This is a genomic window from Micromonospora sp. NPDC048843 (assembly GCF_040649965.1).
Taxonomy (GTDB): Bacteria; Actinomycetota; Actinomycetes; order Mycobacteriales; family Micromonosporaceae; genus Micromonospora; species Micromonospora hortensis.
Genome location: NZ_JBEZGJ010000018.1, coordinates 49,254 through 65,508, shown reverse-complemented (window position 1 = coordinate 65,508; position 16,255 = coordinate 49,254). Strand labels below are relative to the sequence as shown.

The 16,255-nt window shown below is 72.4% G+C and carries 14 protein-coding genes; 8 read left to right on the top strand and 6 right to left on the bottom strand.

Annotation, left to right across the window (positions count from 1 at the left end):
• Positions 1-291: 291 nt before the first annotated feature.
• The 4 genes from AB0C20_RS07085 to AB0C20_RS07070 are packed head-to-tail and all read right to left on the bottom strand — an operon-like array spanning position 292 to position 3,067.
• Positions 292-807, bottom strand: a complete 516-nt coding sequence (locus AB0C20_RS07085; protein WP_357567563.1) for a hypothetical protein — start codon at positions 805-807, stop codon at positions 292-294.
• On the bottom strand, positions 791-1,546 hold the full coding sequence (locus AB0C20_RS07080) for an SDR family NAD(P)-dependent oxidoreductase (protein ID WP_357182246.1): 756 nt from the start codon (positions 1,544-1,546) through the stop codon (positions 791-793). The genes AB0C20_RS07085 and AB0C20_RS07080 overlap by 17 nt, the downstream gene beginning before the upstream one ends.
• Positions 1,539-2,819, bottom strand: coding sequence for an AMP-binding protein (locus AB0C20_RS07075; RefSeq protein WP_357182243.1), 1,281 nt, complete (start codon positions 2,817-2,819; stop codon positions 1,539-1,541). Before AB0C20_RS07075 ends, AB0C20_RS07080 begins: the two co-directional genes overlap by 8 nt.
• The gene (locus AB0C20_RS07070; RefSeq protein WP_091401397.1) at positions 2,816-3,067 is read right to left on the bottom strand and encodes an acyl carrier protein; all 252 of its coding nucleotides are present in this window, start codon (positions 3,065-3,067) and stop codon (positions 2,816-2,818) included. Before AB0C20_RS07070 ends, AB0C20_RS07075 begins: the two co-directional genes overlap by 4 nt.
• 100 nt (positions 3,068-3,167) lie before the next feature.
• Here AB0C20_RS07070 and AB0C20_RS07065 point away from each other — a divergent pair, with 100 nt between their 5' ends.
• Positions 3,168-3,677 (top strand): GNAT family N-acetyltransferase, encoded by a 510-nt coding sequence (locus AB0C20_RS07065; RefSeq protein WP_357182239.1) that lies wholly within the window; start codon positions 3,168-3,170, stop codon positions 3,675-3,677.
• Between the two features lie 102 nt (positions 3,678-3,779).
• Here the strand turns inward: AB0C20_RS07065 and AB0C20_RS07060 are convergent, their stop codons facing one another.
• Positions 3,780-5,516, bottom strand: a complete 1,737-nt coding sequence (locus AB0C20_RS07060; RefSeq protein ID WP_357567562.1) for a hypothetical protein — start codon at positions 5,514-5,516, stop codon at positions 3,780-3,782.
• Positions 5,517-5,881: 365 nt separating this feature from the next.
• Between AB0C20_RS07060 and pseB the strand changes: the two genes are divergently transcribed.
• The 7 genes from pseB to AB0C20_RS07025 all read left to right on the top strand — a co-directional run bounded on the left by pseB (position 5,882) and on the right by AB0C20_RS07025 (position 13,278).
• Positions 5,882-6,865, top strand: a complete 984-nt coding sequence (gene pseB / locus AB0C20_RS07055) for a UDP-N-acetylglucosamine 4,6-dehydratase (inverting) (RefSeq protein ID WP_210816822.1) — start codon at positions 5,882-5,884, stop codon at positions 6,863-6,865.
• Positions 6,862-8,019, top strand: a complete 1,158-nt coding sequence (locus AB0C20_RS07050; RefSeq protein WP_357182233.1) for an aminotransferase class I/II-fold pyridoxal phosphate-dependent enzyme — start codon at positions 6,862-6,864, stop codon at positions 8,017-8,019. Before pseB ends, AB0C20_RS07050 begins: the two co-directional genes overlap by 4 nt.
• 10 nt (positions 8,020-8,029) lie before the next feature.
• The gene (locus AB0C20_RS07045; RefSeq protein ID WP_357182230.1) at positions 8,030-8,878 is read left to right on the top strand and encodes a hypothetical protein; all 849 of its coding nucleotides are present in this window, start codon (positions 8,030-8,032) and stop codon (positions 8,876-8,878) included.
• Positions 8,868-10,694, top strand: a complete 1,827-nt coding sequence (locus AB0C20_RS07040; RefSeq protein ID WP_357567561.1) for a class I SAM-dependent methyltransferase — start codon at positions 8,868-8,870, stop codon at positions 10,692-10,694. Before AB0C20_RS07045 ends, AB0C20_RS07040 begins: the two co-directional genes overlap by 11 nt.
• Positions 10,691-11,464, top strand: coding sequence for a glycosyltransferase family protein (locus tag AB0C20_RS07035; RefSeq protein WP_357182224.1), 774 nt, complete (start codon positions 10,691-10,693; stop codon positions 11,462-11,464). The genes AB0C20_RS07040 and AB0C20_RS07035 overlap by 4 nt, the downstream gene beginning before the upstream one ends.
• Positions 11,461-12,564 carry a spore coat protein gene (locus tag AB0C20_RS07030; protein WP_357567565.1) on the top strand — a complete coding sequence of 368 codons (1,104 nt, stop codon included), beginning with the start codon at positions 11,461-11,463 and terminating at the stop codon, positions 12,562-12,564. Before AB0C20_RS07035 ends, AB0C20_RS07030 begins: the two co-directional genes overlap by 4 nt.
• Before the next feature lie 78 nt (positions 12,565-12,642).
• Complete coding sequence (locus AB0C20_RS07025) at positions 12,643-13,278, top strand: alpha-ketoglutarate-dependent dioxygenase AlkB (RefSeq protein ID WP_357182221.1); 636 nt, start codon at positions 12,643-12,645, stop codon at positions 13,276-13,278.
• Between the two features lie 12 nt (positions 13,279-13,290).
• Here the strand turns inward: AB0C20_RS07025 and AB0C20_RS07020 are convergent, their stop codons facing one another.
• Positions 13,291-16,104 carry a BTAD domain-containing putative transcriptional regulator gene (locus AB0C20_RS07020; protein ID WP_357567560.1) on the bottom strand — a complete coding sequence of 938 codons (2,814 nt, stop codon included), beginning with the start codon at positions 16,102-16,104 and terminating at the stop codon, positions 13,291-13,293.
• Positions 16,105-16,255 lie beyond the last annotated feature (151 nt).

The window sequence follows — 16,255 nt, the reverse complement described above, 5'->3', positions numbered from 1 at the left end:
GGGCGTCTTAGAGTGACCACCCTCTATACCGGAGCTCCGCTGCTTTACGCCTCAGACACGCCTTGACGATCCGCCCAACCGCTTAACTGAACGGCGTTGGATCTAACCCACCCCACCCAACCCCACCCCGCACTAGGCCCACCCGGGTCGATCATGGACTTGTGGTGGCCGTTTGGACCCCCGGTGACTGCTTTGTGAGGCACCACAACTCCATGATCGACCGGTGGGCCGGGGGCGGCGGGCGGGGCGGGGGCGGCGGGCGGCGGGGCGGCGGGTGGGTGGGGGTTGGGTTTACCGGGGTCGGCCGTTGGCAGCGGCACCTCGACCGTTGGAGGCGAAGCCGACGGTGAGCACCAGGTCGGCCAGCCAGAGGGTCCGCCAGACCGCCGAGCCGTCGGCCGGCGTACCCAGGCCGTGACGCCGCCACCAGGCCGCCACCGGCACGTCGGCCAGCTTGCAGCAGCACTCGGCTTGGGTCCACCGGGCCCAGAAGTCACCCGCGCCAAACCGGCGGGCCAGCGCCGGCGGCACCGGGGCGTCGGCGCGCTCCGCGTCGATGGCCACCCGCCAACCGGGCGTCGATGGGCCGTACCAGCCGACGCAGCGGCCGTCGTCGAGGTGGCTACGGGTCACCGCGTCGGCCAGGTCGGCGGGGGCGCCGATACGCAGGTGCCGCTCGGCAGCGACGAGCAGCCCCGGCACCGGACGCGGCGCAGCCCCGCCGCCCGCCCCCGACGACAGGGCCGGCCCGGTGCGGCCGATCCGCCCCGGGATCGGAACCGGCCGCAGGTCAGATGGCGGCGGCACCGTCCACCACGATGACCTGGCCGTTGATGTTGGTGTGCTCCCGCAGCAGCATCCGCACGACCGGCGTGACCTCCACCGGCTCGGTCAGGTGACCGGTCGGGGTGCGGCGCACGATCTGGTCGAGCTGGGTCGGACCGAGCACGGCGGACATCTCCGAGGCGAAGAACCCGGGCGCCACCGAGTTGACAAGCATCCGGCCGCCCAGTTCGCGGGCGAGCGAGCGGGTGGCGGCGTCCATGCCGCCCTTGGTGGCCGAGTACGCGACGAGGCCGGGGAAACCGCGCTGCCCGCAGATCGAGGTGATGTTGACGATCCGCCCGCGCAGCCCCTTGGCGAGCATCCGGCGGATCACCAGTCGGGTCAGCTGTAGCGGGGCCGTCAGGTTGGTCTCGATGATCCGGGCGATGTCGTCGGTGGCGGTGTGCGCGTGCAGGGAGTCCTGCCCCATTGCGGCGTTGTTGACGATGCCGTCGATCGGGCCGAGGCGCTGCTCCACCTCGCGGACGAAGCTCTGCGCGGCACGCAGGTCGGTGACGTCCACCGAGCCGACATGCACCCGGTCGGGGTGTTCGGCGGCGAGCTTCTCCAACTCCGGGGTGATGGTGCGGGCGAACGCGGCCACGCGTACGCCCGCGTCGAGCAGGTCGGTGACGATGGCCAGGCCCAGGCCACGGGAACCGCCGGAGACGAGGACCACGGAGCTGGGCGGGACGAGTGGGGTGTCAGCGGGCTCAGACATCGCTCTTCAGGGTCTCCTTGACGGGAATGTCGGTCAGGACGCGAATGCGGCGCGGCACCGCGTGCTCGGGGAGCCGGTCGGCGCACCAGCGGACCAGCGCGGCCTCGTCGGGCACACCGGTGTCAGCGGAGGACGGGTCGGCAGCGGCGAGGACCACCTCGGCGACCACCATCCGCCCGAGTACCGGGGCGCGGCGGCCGGTCACCCGGGCCCAGGCCACCGCCGGATGACCGGCGAGCACGCCGCGGACCACACCGGCGGAGACCTTGCTTCCACCGACGTTGATCTCGTCGGAGTCCATTCGGCCGGTGATCAGCACCCGGCCGTCGAGCACCTGCACCCGGTCCCCGGTGCGGACCGGGCCGGCGAGACCGGCCCCGTGGTACGGGGAGGTGACTACCAGTTCGTCGTCGCGGACGGAGAGCGTCGGCCGGCCCGGGGTTTCCCGGTCCAGCCAGTCGACCGGGAACCCGGCCCGCCCGTCGTGCACCACAATGGACGCCCCCACCTCGGAGGACGCGTAGATCCAGGAGATCCGGGCCGTCGGGAACACCTCCCGGAGCTGGTCCAGGATCGCCTGGTCCACCGGTTCCCCGCCGAGGGTGATCTGGCGCAGCGGCACCCGAGCGAGGGCCTCAGCGTCGCGGTAGAGGGTGCGCCGCCAGAAGGTAGGGGTGCCGGAGGCCGCATCCACCCCGTGGGTGGCCGCGACAGTGGGCCAGTCGTCCAACTCGTCGGGCTCGACCACCACCAGGTGCTGGCCGGGCTGGGTCAGCGACAGGGTGACGACCTGCCACCAGGCGTACGTGCCCGGGGCGTACGGGCAGAGCCAGGTCCGGTCGGGCTGGTCGGCCCGCACTGTGGTCAGCGTGTCGAGGGTGTGCCCGACCCGCTTCGGACGCCCGGTGGAGCCCGAGGTCAGCAGCCAGAGCCGGCCCGGCTCGGCGGCTCGCGGCCGGGCCGGTGCGCTCGGGTGCACGCCGTCGTCGTCGAGGACGCCGACGGTGAACCCGGCCTCGAGCAGTTCGGTGCGCAGCGCCGCGTCGACCCGACTGGCGGTGCTGAGCAGCAGCTCGGTGCGGTGCACGGCGTGCTGTCGCGCGGCGGTGAGCGCGTGCACTGCCGAGCGGGCGAGCACCGCCGCCGGGTCGGGCAGGATGGGCGTCGGCAGCGAACGCCAGGTCAGCGCGGCGCCACCGACGACGAGCCGGTTGTCGACACCGGCTGGCTCCGGGCCGGCGGGGGTCAGGGGGCGCGACGTCGCGACGGTCACTGGTGCTGAAGCTCGACGAGGAAGTCGAGGACGTCCCCGACCGTGGCGATGCGACGCAGCCCGGGGGCGTCGAAGTTGAGCTCCTCCCCCGTCTCGTCCTCCACCCGCAGGGCCAGCTCGGAGAAGTCGAGCGATCGGAAGCCGATCTCCCGCAACTGCGCCGCGTCGTCCGCGGGCAGCTCCTTGTCCTGATTCTTCAGCACCTGAGCCATGAGGTCGCGGATCTGCGCGCGACTCAATTCGTTCATGCGCCGCAGTCTACAACCCAACGAATGCATATCTGATTTCCCGGTAGGCCCGGGTAAGGTGCCGGAACCCGACGTGAACGGCTAGGAAAGCGAGACGCACGTGCTGCGCGAAGCGACGACGGACGACGTTCATCTGATGTTGTCCTGGCGTAATCAGGAAACCAATCGACAGGTCAGCAAGACCAGCCACGAGATCACCGCCGAGGAGCACGCCCGGTGGTGGTCGGCGGTCCGCGACGACAGGTCCCGGCGGGTGCTGGTGTACGTCCGCGACGACAGGCCCTGCGGTGTGGTCACCTTCTTCGACCTGCGGTTGGAAGGCCCCCGCACCGGCGCGTGGGGTTTCTATCTCGACGCCGAGGGGCTGGACGGGCGGGGCGAGACACTGCCGGCCTGGCTGGGGGTCATGCGGGAGGCCGTCGAGTACGCCTTCGACGGGCTGCACCTGGACCGACTCGACGGCGAGGTGCTCGGCCACAATACCGTCGTACGACAGATGAACCGACGTTTCCGATTCGTCGAGGGCACCCCGCGACAGGAGCTGTCCGACGGTCGGGAAATCACCGTCGTCCCGATTTCCCTGGCTCGGGCGGACCGCCGCCAACGCTGATTGTCGGACCCTTTCCCGCAATGGACGGGAACCATTAACCGACAGTGCTCCCGGTGGACATCCGCCGTTAACGAATAGCGGTGTCCACCGGGGTGCGGTGGATCAGGCCCGTCGCCAGGCTGCCCAGTGCTGCTCGGGGTTGCCGCCGAGTCGGACGAAGCCGTACGCAGTGCCGTCCCAGTCGTCGGCCTGCCCGGGTGCCCAGCGGGCGAACACCACCTGCGCCGCGGCCGGCGGCTGCTTGTCGCCGAACCACCGGACGTCGGTCCAGGTCACCTGGTGGCTGAGGTTGAACCGGAGGACGTAGTGCACACCGGTCGAGGCCCACACCCGCTCGCCGGGGCGTACGCCGACGTCGGCCACCCGGGGCGTCGGGGCGGTGCTCTCGGCGGTCGGTCGCACGATCCGTTGGTCGATCACCTGCATCGTGACGAGGTTGACCACCACGAGGGCGCCGAGGATCGGCAGCCGCAGGCGGGGCACCCGGGCCGCGGCGACGAGCAGCACACAGCCGGCGATGCCGACCAGCGACCCGACCACCGGTCGCAGCTCACGCCAGCCCCCGGTCAACGCCACCAGGTCCGGCGCGCTGAAACCGCCGTAGCGCAGCTGGTGGCCCTGGCTGGCCACGTACGCGAGTCGGGCGGCGATCAGCGCACCGCCACCGACCAGCAACGCCACAGCGACCGCCGCCCGGCGCAGCACCACCCGCCACCCGGCGGTGAACAGCACCCCCAGCCCGACCAGCAGCCAGAACGGCGCGAGCATCTGCACGTACCGCCCGTAGATGGCGTCCAGCGGCTTGCCGGTGATGCCGGACAGGATCACCGACGCGCCGCCGGCCACCCCGACGGTCACCACCAGCGCCACGCCCATCGTCCAGCGGGCCGCGTCGCCGTGCCGTGGGCGCCACAGCTCGCGGACGGCGCCGGCCCAGGCCACCCCGGCCAGTCCGAACGTGATCACCACGAGGTACCAGAGCTGGGTGGTGACCGCGGCGCTCACCCGGACCACACCCTGCGCGGAGGCGATCGCGTCGAGCGTGCCGCCGCCGGGAGTGCTGCCGAGCAGGTAGACCTTGCCGCCGAGGTAGCGGATGGCTGCCTCGTTGACCAGCGCCATGGCGAGCACCGGCAGCAGCGCCGCGAGCACCACGGGCGGGCTGATCCGGCGGCGGACGAACAGCAGCAGGACCAGCCCGGCGTGCACGGCCACGATCACCAGGCCGCGGGAGTGCAGCAGATGGAAACCGCCGACGAGCAGGCCCACCGTGGCGGCGGCGAGCGGGCCGGGCCGGGTGATCCAGCGGTGCACGGCGAGCAGCCAGGCGACCACGAGCGGCGCCATCACCGCGTCGATCATGGCGACGCCCGCGTAGAAGGCGGTGGCCGGCAGGGTCGCCGCCGCGACCGCGCCGAGCAGCGCGTACGAGCGGCGCAGTTGGAACAGACGACGACCGAACAGGTACGCCAGCGGCAGCAGCGTCGAGTTCACCATCGCGTTGATGAGCTGGACGATCCGGTAGCTGTCGGTGAAGTCCCGGTCCCCGAGGAACGCCGGCGAGATCAGCATCGGGTAGCCGACCCGGCGCAGCAGGTCGTTCTCGCTGCTGAAGCCCCCCGGGCCGCCGGCCAACGCACGGGCGGTGTTCAGGTAGCTGTCCTCGTCGGTGTGGGCGATCGGCAGCACGATGTGCCGGGACCACCACATCCGCCAGGCCACGCTGAGCACCCAACCGACGACCAGCAGCAGCGGCACCAGCCAACGTCGGGCGGGTGGGCCGCTCGGCGTCTCGGCCGCCACCACCGGCCGTTCGATCACGTCACTACCGGGTGCCATGAACGCCTCCAGAATTGCCGGCCGGACCGGGCCCGCGCTGATCCGACGGGCCCACCGGCCGGTGTCGGTGACGCCCGGGGTGGCCCGCTCGCACCGAGCCGGTGTGGATGTCAGGTGAACGTGGGACCCGGCTGCGCGCCGCGTCGCCGGGTCGTTCGCGCGGTCACTGTAGCGGCCCGATCAGACCAGGTCAGCCCACATCCGGGGTGGTCGGAAGTGTTCGCCTGCGCGGTGTTCGGCATTCACGGAGGCACAGGTTGTGGTTCACCCGCGAGCGCCGAGGAGTTAACCCGCCATGGCTAGCGTGTCACCCCGGTCGGCCGGCCCACTGCCGCTCGTTCATCCACTGACACGGGAGCACCACATTGAGTGAGTTGAATGGATCGTCCATTCTGATCACCGGGGGAACTGGTTCCTTCGGCAGGACGTTCCTCCGGCACATCCTCAACGAGGCCGACCCCGCCCGCGTGGTGGTGTTCTCCCGCGACGAGCTCAAGCAGTACGAGCTGCGCCAGCAACTCGGCGACGACCCGCGGCTGCGCTGGTTCATCGGCGACATCCGGGACCGGCACCGCCTCACCCGGGCCATGCACGGCGTCGACCACGTGGTGCACGCCGCCGCGCTGAAGCAGGTGGACACCGCGGAGTACAACCCCTCGGAGTACATCGCCACGAACATCACCGGCTCGCAGCACGTCGTCGACGCGGCGATCGAGGCCGGCGTCAAGAAGGTCATCGCGCTCTCCACCGACAAGGCGTCCAGCCCGATCAACCTGTACGGCGCCACGAAGTTGGTCGGCGACAAGCTGTTCGTCTCGGCCAACCACTACGCCGCCCAGCACCCCACCCGCTTCTCCGTGGTGCGCTACGGCAACGTGGTGGGCAGCCGCGGCTCGGTTGTCCCGCTGTTCCGCCGGCTGGCCGCCGAGGGCAAGAGCCTGCCGATCACCGACAAGCGGATGACCCGCTTCTGGATCACCCTGGACCAGGCCGTGCAGTTCGTCATGGACTCGTTCGACCAGATGCAGGGCGGCGAGCTGTTCGTGCCGCGTATCCCGAGCATGCGCATCCTCGACCTGGTCGAGGCCGTGGCCCCGGACGCCACCACCCACGAGATCGGGATCCGGCCGGGCGAGAAGCTGCACGAGGAGATGATCGCGCCCGACGACAGCCGGCGGACGCTGCGCGCCGACGGCCGGTTCATCGTCCAGCCGACCATCGCCACCTGGGGCTACCAGGCGCCGGTCGACTGCGACCCGGTGCCGGACGGCTTCGCCTACCAGTCGGACACCAACGACGAGTGGCTCACCGTCGAGCAGTTGCGCGACATGCTCGGCATCAACGGATGACGGGGATGCTCCCGTACGGCCGGCAGTCGATCAGCGAGGACGACGTCGCGGCCGTCGCCGACGTGCTGCGCGGCGACTGGCTCACCACCGGTCCGCAGGTCGACGCGTTCGAGGCCGACCTCGCCCAGTGGACCGGCGGGGTCGGTGTCGCCGCCGTCTCCAACGGCACCGCGGCGCTGCACGTGGCGTACGCGGCCGCCGGGGTGGGGCCGGGCGACGAGGTGGTCGTCCCGCCGATGACGTTCGTGGCGACCGCCAGCAGCGCTGTCGCCCTCGGCGCGACGATCGTGTTCGCGGACGTCGACGACGAGACGTTCTGCCTCGACCCGGCGGCGGCCGCCGCCGCTGTCACCTCGCGGACGAAGGTCGTCGCCGCTGTCGACTACGCAGGCCACCCCGCCGACTACGACGCGCTGCGCACGTCGGTCGAGGGCAGCGACGCGCTGCTGCTCGCCGACGCGGCGCACTCGATCGGCGGGACGTACCACGGCCGGCCGGTGGGTTCGCTCGCCGATCTGACCACGTTCTCGTTCTTCCCCACGAAGAACCTGACCACCGCCGAGGGCGGCGCGGTCGCGGCGCTGGACCCGGAGATCCTGAAGCGGGCCCGCCGGTTCCGTGGCGTCGGCGTGGTCCGCGAACGCGACGACCTACGTTTCCCGGACGAGGGTGGCTGGCACCAGGAGGTGCACGAATTCGGGCTGAACTACCGGCTGCCGGACGTGCTCTGCGCCCTGGGCCGCAGCCAACTACGTCGGCTCGGCGAGTTCACGGCCCGCCGCAGCGCCCTGGTCGCCCGCTACGACGAGGCGCTGGCCGACCTGGACGGCGTACTGCTGCCGAACCGCAGGTCGTGGGCCGACCCGGCGTGGCACCTCTACCCGATCCGGGTGCTCGACGGACGTCGCCGCGAGGTGTACGACAGGATGCGGGCCGCCGGCATCGGCGTCCAGGTCAACTACATCCCGGTGCACTGGCACCCAGCCTTCGCCGACCTGGGTTACCGGCGCGGGTCCTGCCCGGTGGCCGAGTCGTTCTACGCCCAGCAGCTGTCGCTGCCGCTGTACCCGGGGCTCAGCGACACCGACCAGGACCGCGTCATCGACGCGCTGACCGCCGCGGTGCGGCGCGGCCCGGTGCGTTCCGCCGCGTGATGGGAACCTGATGCACCACGCCAACCACTTCTACGGCCACGCGCACGTGCTGGCCCGGTACGCCGGCCTCGGCGACCGGCACCCACCCCGGATCAACGGGTACGTGCAGCACGGCTGGAACATCGGCGACGGCCTGGCCCCCGGCCACCCGTACGCCGACCGCACCCCCAGCCTGCTCTGGTCGGAGCAGACCCGCCGCCGGGCCTGGTCGGTGGGGCGACGCAACGTTGTCGTCATCGGCGCGCCGTTCAGCTACCTGTTGGCCATGCGCCCCGAGGAACCACCGGCCGAGGAGCGCGACGGCACCATCTGGTACCCGTTCCACGGCTGGGAGGGTCAACACGTCAAGGGCGACCACCGCAAACTGATCGCCCTCATCAAGGACACCGAGCCCGGCCCGGTCACCGTCTGCCTCTACTGGCACGAGTACCGGATGCGCAACGTGCGCCGGCTCTACGAGCGCGCCGGGTTCCGGGTGATCTGCCACGGCTACCGGGGACACTGGTGGAAGGACACCGATCCGGAGTTCCTCGACCGGCAGCTCACCGAGCTGCGGCGTCACCGCCGGGTAGCATCCAACCGGCTGACCAGCGCGATCTTCTACGGCATCGCGGCCGGGTGCGAGCCTGCGGTCTACGGCGACCCGATGATCCTGTCCAACGAGGACCCCACCTTCGGCGGCACCGCTCGGATCCGACGGCAGTGGCCAGAGCTGCACGGCAGCACTGTCGACCTGCCCACGGCTGTCGAGATCGCCCGCGCCGAGCTGGGCACCGACCACCGCTGCACGCCGGCCGAGCTCCGCGAGCTGCTCGGTTGGGCGAACCTCCAGGAGGAAGAGGAAGACCGTGACGACTGAGACGGCACCCGCCGACCGGATCACCCTGCCGGGCGGCGAGATGCTGGCCTGGTCGGACCTGCCGCAGGAACGGCTGGCCAACGGTGGACCGCTCGCCGCACTGGCCGCACGGTTGGTGCCGCCCGGCGCCCGGGTCCTGGTGGCCGGTCCACACGACCCGGCACTGCTCGACCAGCTCACCCACGCCGAGGTCACCTGTCTGCTGCGCAGCCACCCGGACGCGGTGGCGCTGGCGCACCGAGCCGCCCGCGTGGTGGTGGGTGGTCCGGCCGGGCTGCCCGACGACGAAACGTACGACGTGGTGATAGCGGCTGCCGGGCTGGACCCGGTGGAGTCGGTGGAGGGCGCCCGGCTCGGGTGGGACGGTGTGCTGGCGCGACTCGTCGCCGCGGTGCGACCGGGTGGCGCGTTGCTGCTGCGCCTGGACAACCCGCTGGGCCTGCACCGGCTGGTCGACACCACCCCCTGGTACGCCCGCCGGGACGACTCCGCCTGGGTGATCGGCGGCGTGCTGGACCGGGCCCACCCGGCCAACCGGGACCAACTGCGCGAGCGGCTCGGCGCGGCGGGGCTGCGGACGGCCGCGTGCTGGGCCGCGTACCCCGGTGTCAACACCCCGACGGCGCTGCTGGACGCCGACCACCTCGACCGGGACGCCGGCTCCGGTCTGTTCGACGCGGTGCTGCACGGCGCCTGCGCCGGGGGTTTCACCGGCGCCACGGTGCTCCAGGACCCGGCCCGGCTCGCGGTGGACGCGCTGCACGCCGGGCGCGCCGCCGACCTCGCACCGGGCTGGCTGACCCTCGCCCACCGGCCCGCCGACCCCACGGACCCGACCACGCCGACCATCGAGGCGGACCTGCCGGTGGCCCTCGTGCAGACCGGTCGACCCGGGATCGGCGTGCTGGAGGTGCTGCACGGCCCCTCCGGTTGGCGCTGGGGGCTCATCCCGGCCACCGACGCGACGACGCCGGCCGTCGCGCCGTTCGCCAGCCGCGAGGCCGCGTACCGGGACGCGGAGGCGCTGTCCGGACCGGTGCCGTCCGGCCGGCTGCTGCGTACCCTGCTGCTCGACGCGGCAGTGCGCCGCGACCTGGCCACCCTGCGCGCGCTGCTGCGCGGGTACGCGGGCTGGCTCACCGACCAGGCCGACACCGACGGCCGGATCGCCGGTGCGGCGGCGCTGGCCGGCACCGACAACGTGGTGGTCGACGGCGAGCGGTACGCCGTGCTCGACCCCAGCTGGCGGGCCACCGCCGCGCTGCCCGGCGACGTGGTGCTCGCCCGCGGGCTGTGGCGCTTCGCCACGGGCCTGCTCACCGGCGGGTACGCCCACCCGTGGTCGTCCACTCTCGACGTCGCGGGCCTGACAGTGGTGCTCGGCGGAATCGCCGGCCACGACCTCGACCGCGCGACAGTCAGCGAGGCCGTCGAGGCCGAGGCAGCCATTGCCGCCGCGCTGCACGGGCTGGACGCCGGCGCCACTGTCGGCCTCGCCACCGAACTGCACGCCGTCGCGCCGACCGACCCGCCGGTCGGCGGGCACAGCTACCAGCAGCTACGCGAGGCGTGGCTGCGCCAGCGCGAGGAACTCACACGGTTGGCAGCGCTGACCGCGTGGACCGAGGAGTTGCTCACCTCGCGGGAACGGGCGCTACGCCGGGCCGAGACGACGATCGGCCTGCTCAGCGGGTCGCTCAGCTACCGGGTGGGCCGGCTCGCCATCACCCCGGCCCGGCTGGCCAAGCGGGGTGCCCGCGCCGCCAAACGCCGGGCCACAGCGGTGCTGGCCCCCAAGCAGGAGGAGCAGCAGTGACCGCCGTACCGGTGCCCGTGGTCGCCGCGGACGACGCGGGGCCACGGATCGTCGGCATCGTGCAGGCACGCATGGGTTCGTCCCGGCTGCCCGGCAAGGTGCTCCGCCCGCTCGCCGGACGCTCCGTGCTGGGCCGGGTCGTACGCGCCGCCCGGGACAGCGGCGTCCTGGCCGACCTGGTCGTCGCCACCAGCACCGACGCGGTCGACGACGCGGTGGCCGCCGAGTGCGCGCGGCTCGACGTGCCGTGCCACCGCGGGCCGGTCGACGACGTGCTGGACCGGTTCGTGGGCGCCCTCGCGGCGCACCCGGGAGACGCCGTCATGCGCTTCACGGCCGACTGCCCCCTGCTCGACCCGGAGATCATCACAGTGGTCGCGTCGGTGTACCGGGCGGTCCCCGGGCTGGACTACGCCAGCACGTCGATCGCCCGGACCCTGCCCCGAGGGCTGGACGTCGAGATCATCCGAGCGGAGACGCTGCGCACCCTCGGCCGGCTCGCCACCGACCACCACCGGGTACACGTCACCTCGTACGCGTACACCCATCCGGAGCTGTTCCGGGTGCTCGGGGTGACGCTCACCCCGGATCGCTCCGCGCTGCGGCTCACCCTCGACACCGAACAGGACTGGGCGCTGGTCAGCGCGATCATCGACCACTTCGGTGACGTCAGCGTGCCGCTGGCCAAGCTCGCCGACTGGCTCGACGGTCAGCCCCGGCTGCGCGCGCTCAACGCCGACGTACGACAGAAGCACCTGGAGGAGTCCTGAGCACCCTGAGGGTCGGGTTGCGCTGCGACGCCGGGCCACGGCGCGGCGTCGGCCACCTCGTCCGCTGCCTGGCGCTCGCCGAGGAGTTCCTCGCCCGGGGCGCCGACGTCACGGTGTTCGGCACCGTCGAACGGCTCGACTGGGCAACCGCGGAGCTGGCCGCGCGAGGCATCCCGCTGCTCCCCGGCCCGGACTCGGCGGCCGAGCTGGTCGAGGCGGCCCGCCGACACCACCTGGACGTGCTGGTCCTCGACTCCTACGAACTGGACCCGGCCGGGGCCGGCGCCCTGCGCGCCGCCGGCGTCTACACCCTCGCCATCATCGACGGCGACAGCCGAGGCCAGGTCGCGGACCTCTACCTCGACCAGAACTTCGGAGCGGAGCTGTCGGGGTTGGGTTCCGGGGCGGCACTGCCGGGGCCGGGGTTCGCAGCGGAACTGCCCGGTCGGCTGCTCGCCGGGAGCGCGTACGCCCTGCTGCGCGACAGCGTGGTCAGCGCCCGGCCGCCGGTCGTCCCGCCCGCCACTGCGGTCAGCCGCCCCCGGGTGCTGGCCTTCTTCGGCGGCACCGACGCGGTCGGCGCGGCCCCGGTCCTGACCCGGGTGCTGATGGCCACCGGTCACCCGATGGACCTCACTGTCATCGTCGGACGACCCGAGATCGAGGCGGAGGTCGACGATGTCGCGCCCGGTCGGGGGCAGACCATCCGACCGGTCCCGCCCACCACCTCGCTGCCGGCGCTGATAACCGAAGCCGACCTCGTGGTCAGCGCCGCCGGCACGTCCACCTGGGAACTCTGCTGCCTCGGCGCGCCCAGCGCACTGGTCTGCGTGGTCGACAACCAACATGAGTCGTACACCCGGGTGGTGCGGCACGGCCTGGCCGCCGGCCTCGGCGAGCTGCCGGAGCTGACCGCCGGCGGCGTCGCCGGACGAGCCGCCCGCGCGACGGCGGCGCGGACCCTGCACGGGCTGCTCAGCTCACCGCAGCGGCGCGCGACGCTCGCCGCGCGCGCCTGGGCCACCGTCGACGGGCAGGGCCGGGCGCGGGTGGTGGACGCGGTGTTCGACGCCGTACGCGCCGCCGCCGTCCCCGGCTGACCGCAAGGCCAAGGTCGGAGCGGGCCGACACGGCTCACCGCTAGTACGGGTGTACGAAAGTGCTGCTAGGGTGGTCGCATGACGCAGGCCGCCTACCAGCCGTCGATGCTCGACCTGGCCGACGCCGGGCCGGCCCTGGGGCCACTTCCCGGCCAGATCCGCCGGCACCAGCTCAGCCGGGGCGCCTGGGTCGACCACCTCCCCGGCTGGGTGCAAGGCTCCGACACGGTCCTCGACACCCTGCTCACCGAGGTGCCCTGGCGTGCCGAACGGCGCACCATGTATGACGCCGAGGTCGACGTCCCCCGCCTGCTCTGCTGGTACGACGCCGCGAGGCCACTCCCCCACCCCGTGCTCACCGCCGCGCGGGCCGCGCTCACCGGGCACTACGCGCCCGAGCTGGGAGAGCCCTTCGTCACCGCCGGCATGTGCCTCTACCGCTCCGGTCGCGACAGCGTGGCCTGGCACGGCGACACCATCGGCCGCTCGGCGCACACCGACACGATCGTCGCGATCGTCTCCTTCGGAGCACCCCGACCCCTGCTGTTGCGCCCACGCGGCGGCGGCGAGAGCCTGCGCTTTCCGGTGGGCCACGGCGACCTGATCGTCATGGGCGGCTCCTGCCAACGCACCTGGGAACACGCCATCCCCAAGACCACCCGACCCGTCGGCCCCCGGGTGAGCGTCCAGTTCCGCCCCCACAACGTCGCCTGACTCTGGCCCGTACTAGGACGGAACCAGACGTTCAAGGCGGTGGCGGACCTCCTCGGCTGCGGGGTCGCCCACGTCCTCGTAGATCCGCGCCGCCAGGCGCCAAGCGGCAGCGGCAGCGTTCCGGTCGCCCATCCCTTCCCGGGTTTCCCCGAGACGGATGAGGGTCTCCGCCTCGTGATACCGGTCCGCGGAGTCGCGGAAGAGTGTGATCGCCTGCTCGTAGCAGTTGGCCGCGCGGTCGCGTTCACCGAGGCGGTCGTAGGCGAAGCCGAGGCTGTCCAGCGTCGCGGCCTGACCGTTGCGGTCGTCGGTCCGCCGTTGTTGGTCGAGGGCCTCGGTGCAGCTGGCGATGGCCTGGACATAGTCGCCGGTGGTGGCGAGCAGCCAACCGATCGCGTTGAGGGTCCGGGCTTCGCCCGCGTGATTGCCGACCTGTCGATAGAGCCGTAGCGCCTCGCGACCGTGCGCGAGCGCCTCGTCGAGCCGGCCGTCCAGGTAGCAGAGTTCGCAGTAGTTGTGCAGCGTCTGCGCCTGGCCGATCGGGTCGCCGAGACGTTCGTGCAGCTCAAGCGCGCGCTTGAGCCGGTACTCGGCCGTGGTGCGGTCGCCCAGTCGGGTCAGCGCGCGGGAGACCAGCCGGTTGGCGACGGCCTGACCGGCTAGGTCGTCGATCTTCTCCGCGGCCCCCAGCGCGACCTCTTGGATGGCGAGCTGGTTCTGCCAGAGGCCGCGCGGCGCCACGAAGGTGGTCAGCGCCCAGGCGAGCTGCCAAGCGTACGTTTCGAAGCCGTTCTCGGCGGCCTGTCGGACCACCCGGACCAGCACCCGATACTCCGCAGTGAACCAGGCGAGCGCGCCGTCGTGATCGGTCACCGGCCGCCTGGCGGGTACGGACAGCGGCGGCACCGGCTCGATCGGGGGCCACTGCGGCTGGAGTAGCCGGGCGGCCGGATAGGCGGCGTGCAGGTAGTGGTCGTACAGGCGCTGTCGGGCCGCGACGTGTTCGTCGCCGCGCTCCGAGGACTGTGCGAGCTCGGCCGCGTAGGCCCGCAGAAGATCGTGGAAGGCGAACCGGCCGGGCGCGTGCTCCGCCAGCAGATGGAGCCGGGTCAGCTCCCGCAGGATCGGCGTGACGGCAGCGGCAGACACACCGGCGAGCGCCGAGGCCGCAGCGGTTGTCAGGTCCGGGCCCGGATGCAGCCCCAGCAGGGTGAACAGCCGGGCCGCGTCCGGGCCCAGGGCCAGGAACGACCACGAGAAGACGCGCCGGACGTCGCCGTCGGCCAACGCGTCCAGCCTCGCCTCGGCCGAGTACAGTTCGGCGGCGATCGCGCTGAGCGGGAAGGTGGGATGTGTCGCGACGCGCGCCGCCACTATCGACAGCGCCAACGGAAGCCGGCCTGAGGCCTCGATGATGTCGGCCACCGCCACCGACTCGGAGGCGATCCGGCTGACCCCGAGACGTCTGGCGAGCAGGCTCCTCGACTCCTCCGCCGTGAGCACGTCCAGTGTCAACGGCGTGGCACATTCGGCGGCGATCAAGCCGCCGAGCCGGTCACGGCTAGTGACCACGACCATGCAGCGGCCCGCACCGGGCAGCAGGGCGCGCACCTGGGCGGAGTCACGAGCGTTGTCGAGCACCAGGAGCATCCGCCGCGAGGCCAGCAGGCTGCGGTAGAGACCAGTCCGAGCCTCCATGTCGGAGGGTATCCGGGCGTGGGGCACGCCGAGCGCTTCGAGGAAGCCGGACAGGGCGTCGGGTGGGGACACCACGCCGGCTTCGTCGTAGCCGCGAAGGTTCACATAGAGCTGGCCGTCCGGGAAGCGGTCGGCAACCGAGTGCGCCCAGTGCATCGCCAGGGCCGTCTTGCCGACTCCGGCCATGCCGGACACCACGGAGATGGCGCCGCTCGTCGGCGCCTCAGCCCCGCCACGCAGAAGCCCGTCGAGGCTGGCCAGCTCGGCGCTGCGTCCGACGAACTCCGGCACCGCACGCGGCAGTTGCTCGGGGCGCTGAATGAGCGGCCCCACTGCCGTGTCCGGCAGCAGCCGGTCCGACCCCGTTGGCGGTTGCGCCGCCAGTCCCGGGCGGTGATGCAGGATGTCGTCGTACAGCGCGACGAGCTCAGGTGCGGGATCGAGGCCAGTCTCCTCCGCTAGCGTCTGTCGGGCCTGCCGGAAAGCATCCAATGCGCCGGCTACGTCTCCGATGCGGTACAGGCCCACCATCAGCTGGCCCCACGCCCGCTGCCGCAGCGGGTGCCGGTCGAGCAGGCCGCGCAACCGGTGCACGACGTCGGCCGACGCGCCGAGGGCCAGCACCGCCTCGGCGTAGTCCTCCTCGACGAGCAGCCGGCGCTCCTCCAACTGCGCCACCCGCCGAGCCAGCGTCGAGCGCAGCGGCAGGTCCGACAGCGGTGCACCACGCCACAGGCGCACCGCGGCGGACAGTTCGGCCTCGGCCCGGCCCAGATCGGAAGTGGCGAGCGCCTCGCGGCCACGCACCGCCGCGGCGTCGAACAGGTCCACGTCCCGTTCGCCTGGGCCCACCCGCAGCAGGTAGCCGCCGGCCGCAGCGGTTATCCCATCCCAGGTCGCCCCATCGCCCAGCGACCGCCGCAACCCGCGCACATAGGTGCGCAGATTCGCCGCGGCCGACGCCGGCTCTTCGTCACCCCACAGCATCGCGGTCAACTCGTTGGTGCCGACGACCTCATTCGGGCGCAGCAGCAGGGTCGCCAGCAGGAGACGCTGCTTCACCGAGCCCAGTGGAACCGGTCGGCCGTCGCGGTACACCCGGAACGGGCCAAGGAGTTCGAAACGCAACCAGGCACCTCGCATGTGGACGCTGCCATGTGCCACCACGCGTACCACACCCGGACAAGCGGGCGGGTAAATGAGCTGTGCGTGAGTTGTGCGGGGGCTGTACCGGCCCCACCGTACCTTCTCCAAGGGGGGCCCGGAGCGGTGAGGACGG

Coding starts and splice junctions, on each gene's coding strand:
- AB0C20_RS07060 (WP_357567562.1), bottom strand. CDS start 5,516: ATGGCACCCGGTAGTGACGTGATCGAACGGCCGGTGGTGGCGGCCGAG.
- AB0C20_RS07050 (WP_357182233.1), top strand. CDS start 6,862: ATGACGGGGATGCTCCCGTACGGCCGGCAGTCGATCAGCGAGGACGAC.
- AB0C20_RS07025 (WP_357182221.1), top strand. CDS start 12,643: ATGACGCAGGCCGCCTACCAGCCGTCGATGCTCGACCTGGCCGACGCC.
- AB0C20_RS07070 (WP_091401397.1), bottom strand. CDS start 3,067: ATGAACGAATTGAGTCGCGCGCAGATCCGCGACCTCATGGCTCAGGTG.
- AB0C20_RS07080 (WP_357182246.1), bottom strand. CDS start 1,546: ATGTCTGAGCCCGCTGACACCCCACTCGTCCCGCCCAGCTCCGTGGTC.
- AB0C20_RS07045 (WP_357182230.1), top strand. CDS start 8,030: ATGCACCACGCCAACCACTTCTACGGCCACGCGCACGTGCTGGCCCGG.